5 protein-coding genes and 1 pseudogene are annotated in these 3,660 nt (G+C 50.8%); all 6 read left to right on the top strand.

The features are described from left to right. On the top strand, positions 1 to 426 hold a 426-nt coding region (locus BM062_RS25830), incomplete at its 5' end, for a hypothetical protein (protein ID WP_217647651.1). Then, positions 423 to 1,208: a DUF4123 domain-containing protein gene (locus BM062_RS24785; protein ID WP_092402384.1), complete on the top strand. Its 786-nt coding sequence runs from the start codon at positions 423 to 425 to the stop codon at positions 1,206 to 1,208. The genes BM062_RS25830 and BM062_RS24785, both read left to right, overlap by 4 nt. 17 nt (positions 1,209 to 1,225) lie before the next feature. After that, positions 1,226 to 2,065 carry a hypothetical protein gene (locus BM062_RS24780; RefSeq protein ID WP_139220205.1) on the top strand — a complete coding sequence of 280 codons (840 nt, stop codon included), beginning with the start codon at positions 1,226 to 1,228 and terminating at the stop codon, positions 2,063 to 2,065. Then, on the top strand, positions 2,062 to 2,607 hold the full coding sequence (locus BM062_RS24775) for a DUF3304 domain-containing protein (protein WP_139220204.1): 546 nt from the start codon (positions 2,062 to 2,064) through the stop codon (positions 2,605 to 2,607). The genes BM062_RS24780 and BM062_RS24775 overlap by 4 nt, the downstream gene beginning before the upstream one ends. A gap of 2 nt (positions 2,608 to 2,609) precedes the next feature. Next, positions 2,610 to 3,152 (top strand): DUF3304 domain-containing protein, encoded by a 543-nt coding sequence (locus BM062_RS24770; protein ID WP_092402374.1) that lies wholly within the window; start codon positions 2,610 to 2,612, stop codon positions 3,150 to 3,152. Between the two features lie 2 nt (positions 3,153 to 3,154). Further along, positions 3,155 to 3,660: pseudogene (locus BM062_RS24765) on the top strand (DUF2235 domain-containing protein); the annotation flags it as partial.

Here is a 3,660-nt window from a genome sequence, read left to right as displayed (position 1 = left end):
ATCTCCAGTTCGTGCTGGTACGGTGCAGGGATTTTTAGCATGCCCCATTATAGAAAAAGCCTTCCAATTTCGGAAGGCTTTGTCAGCAACCTGAGGAGCTTCGGCTCCTTTTTTTATGGGTCGATGCTTTATCGATTCATTCAGGCCCAGGCTTGCCGGTGGCAGTCTCTGAAATACTCATCGCTGTCATGTTATTTAATAGTAATTAAATGTGTATTTGTTAATATTATTTTCCTGTGCCAGAATCCCCCGCACCAAAACCAAGTGCAGGGGTCGTTTATGGAAAATCACTGTCGTCCACTGAGATTCATCCCTTCCCGCATCAGCGGAAACACGCCGCTACGCATTACCGCAGCAGAGCAGATCGGCGGCCATGCCTGCCGCAAGCGGCCAGGCAGGCTGTCCACCATCGGACTCTTGCCATGATGCGGCATTACTCCTTGATTGACGGCGCCATGGCGTATGAGGCGCTATGTGACCATCCCTATTTTGTAGATCCGACGGCAAACTGGTGCGCCATGCTGCTGCCAACCGAGGAACGCTGCCTGGCCGGACCGATACTGATTGACATGGCCTTGCTGGCCGAGGCGGGACTTGCCGTCGCGTCGGTGGTTGAGGCTATCCTCGAAGGCTTCCCGGGGAAGCTGCATTGCTCCACGCTGCACAGCGAAGCCGACCTGCCCACCCTGGCCCGCCATCTGCAACGTTTCGCGTGTTTCTACGATGACGACGGGGTGCTGATGGGATTGCGTATTGCAGATACGCGGATCCTGGTCGATCTGCCGGCAGCCATGACGCCGCAGCAATGGGGTGAAATGAGCGGACCCATCCATCGATGGACGTTGCTGAACCGGCGGGGTGAGGAAGTCGCGTTAGCACTGCCGGAAGATCGTGCCGGCCTGATCCCGGAAAACAGGCAATTCACTTTGAGCAATGCACAACTGGCGATCCTCGCCATTGGCAGCGACCCCGATAGATTGCTGTGCCAACTTGACTACACGCCGCAGATGATGGACGGCCAATTGCATCACTACTGGGAGTGGGCGCGGGAGTGTATTGCTATATGGGAGCAAAGCGGCTCGGATAATCGCGAAGTCTTATCGGTATTCGCCCGCAAGGTCCTGAAGTCGAAAGGTCAGGCATTGCAGGAAAAAGATTGGGTGGAATTTCTAGCGACAGCTACCCCCGAAGACACATTGGATGCATAAACAGAAAGGATCTATTTTTGAAAAATAATAATCAAAAAAAATCTGCAAAATCCCATTGGGTATTCCGGGCACTACTAATAGTGCCGTTGACTTTAGGGAGTCAAGTTGGCTTTTCTGCGGACGGTGTGGTGACCGAATCGGCAACATCGGCATGCGCATTTTCAACCTTTACCGTAAGCAAAGAATGGTTCAGGGATGCCCTGGCGAAAATAATACGCGACAAAAAAATTCCCATGTCAAAACAAGCCGTTGAGAACCTTGCCGACACCTATTTTGAGATGACTAAATCTCATAAAGTGATCCCAACCTTTATGCTCGGGAGCAAAGACGATGCCTATGCGTATCTTGCAAAGGTGTTTCCAGACCTTGACCCTGAGCCAACCTCAATACTGCTCATTGATCTCACTTCTGCCGCAACAGAAAAGGAAAATGACGCTTCGGGACGGCCACTTAGACACTCTGAGGAAATAGACCAAGTTTACAGGGATCTTATAACAGAGATTGGAAAACTTGTGCTTAAAGCGGCCACGGTCAATCGGACATCACGTCATACAGATGAACTTGAGCATGCACTCGATATAGAAGATCACGGAACTGTAGCGAGAAATATTTTCTTTACGTTTGTTACCGGGAACTACAAGAAATTATTGACCAAAGCGCAGCGCCGACAATTCAGCTCTCAGGGAGAACGTCTTTTGATCAAAAATGCCGTTGCGGATAAGGAGGTAGAGGAAGCGAAAAAATGTCCGAGTCTATCTGAATTTATAACTCAACCTCATGTACCTGAAAATTCCGTGCCAATGGACCCGGAAACGCGGTTCCCATTGCTAAAAGACATCATCGCGGCGGGTAAGTGAAGAGTAGTTTCGTTCAATCCAATTTTTTGCGTTGGTTATTGCTGATGCTGCTGACATTGTCAATAAGCGCGTGTGCTGGTGCGGGATCAAATCGATTGGTGGCGGAAGGGAAAATTGCTACATCGCTTTCGTCTGTGGGCCACTACGGCAAAGGAATTGGGATTTCCGAGTTTTATGTGAATGGCACTTGGGGAGGAACTCAGCACGGCTGGGGTGGCGGAGGTTCGACCGTGTGTTGTGTGAGTCTGCCGCGTACGATCAATGTGCCAATCATGATGACCGTGAAATGGGAAACCTATCGCACGGCGGTCACAGAGGAACGCTGGCACGAGGCGACTGTACCCCTACATCTCTCGGAAACTAAACCAGGAACAGGTTACGACATGGTTGTACATTTTCTACCTGGTCACAAAGTTGAAGTTTGGATCGCAGACGAAGGTACCGGTAGCCCTAACTATCCAGGGCCAGCGTATCCGCATGGTCCGCCCCCCGACTATGTTCCGCTTCCCGATGAAAAACCTGAGCCAACAAAGGAGAAATAAGGATGGCGAATAGTTTTTTTAACTTTGCATTATCGCGATGGTTGCTACCGACGTTCTTAGCCATCTTGCTAAGTGGCTGCGCTGGCGCCGGATCAAACCGCCTGGTGGCAGAAGGGAAAACTGCGACATCACTTTCGTCTGTGGCTCACTACGGCAAAGGAATCGGGATTTCCGAGTTTTATGTGAATGGCACTTGGGGAGGAAACCAGCACGGCTGGGGTGGCGGAGGCTCAACGGTATGCTGCGTGACCTTGCCAAGTACGACTAGCAGTCCCACATTAGTGACGGTGAAATGGAGGACATATCGTACTGGAGTCTCAGAAGAGCGCTGGCACGAGGCTATGGTGCCAGTACATTTTGCAGTTCCAATAGGAAAGAGTTACGGCATGGTAGTTCATTTTTTGCCAGGACATCGAGTCGAAATTTGGTTTGCAGATGAGGGAATAGGGAGCCCTGATTATCCCGGACCTGCCTATCCTCGTGGCCCGGCGCCGGATTATCTACCGCTTGCCGACGAGGAACCTGAACCGGTCAAGGGGAAATAAACATGACGAATGCAAAATCCTGCCTGGAACCGGCCCAAGTAGTCTGTCCACGTGCGTTGCCGATGGATTGTGGAAAACATTGTGACTTCAATCTAAACATCGGTATTTTTTTTGATGGTACTGATAACAATATGAAACGGGATACTGAGGCATCCGCTCAGACCAATGTTGCGCGCTTATTTTCCGCCTACCGGTATGATCCCTTAGAAGGATATTTTCGGCACTATATTCCGGGTGTCGCAACACCGTTTGAGGAACTCGGTACCGATGGCGAGGACATACGGGAGGCTGCCGCCGGAAAAGGAGGGGAGCCGCGCATCATCTGGGGATTGCTACAGGTCTTAAACTCCGTACATAGTTTTGTCAACAATACAAAACCTATGTTCAGACTCGAGCAGATGAAGGCGCTCTGCAGCGACCGCTGGGTAAAGCAAGAGAATCCACGCGAATGGCCGATACCCATCCCGTCCGAAGAAGACAAGATACTCAAAGAACTCGGCTTGAAATC

Source organism: Collimonas sp. OK412 (assembly GCF_900112135.1).
GTDB lineage: Bacteria > Pseudomonadota > Gammaproteobacteria > Burkholderiales > Burkholderiaceae_D > Collimonas > Collimonas rhizosphaerae.
This window is presented reverse-complemented; position numbering and strand designations above follow the sequence as displayed.

Bases quoted from the DNA above. Each gene is read 5' to 3' on its own strand.
- BM062_RS24785 (WP_092402384.1), top strand. From the start codon at position 423: ATGATGCGGCATTACTCCTTGATTGACGGCGCCATGGCGTATGAGGCG.
- BM062_RS24770 (WP_092402374.1), top strand. From the start codon at position 2,610: ATGGCGAATAGTTTTTTTAACTTTGCATTATCGCGATGGTTGCTACCG.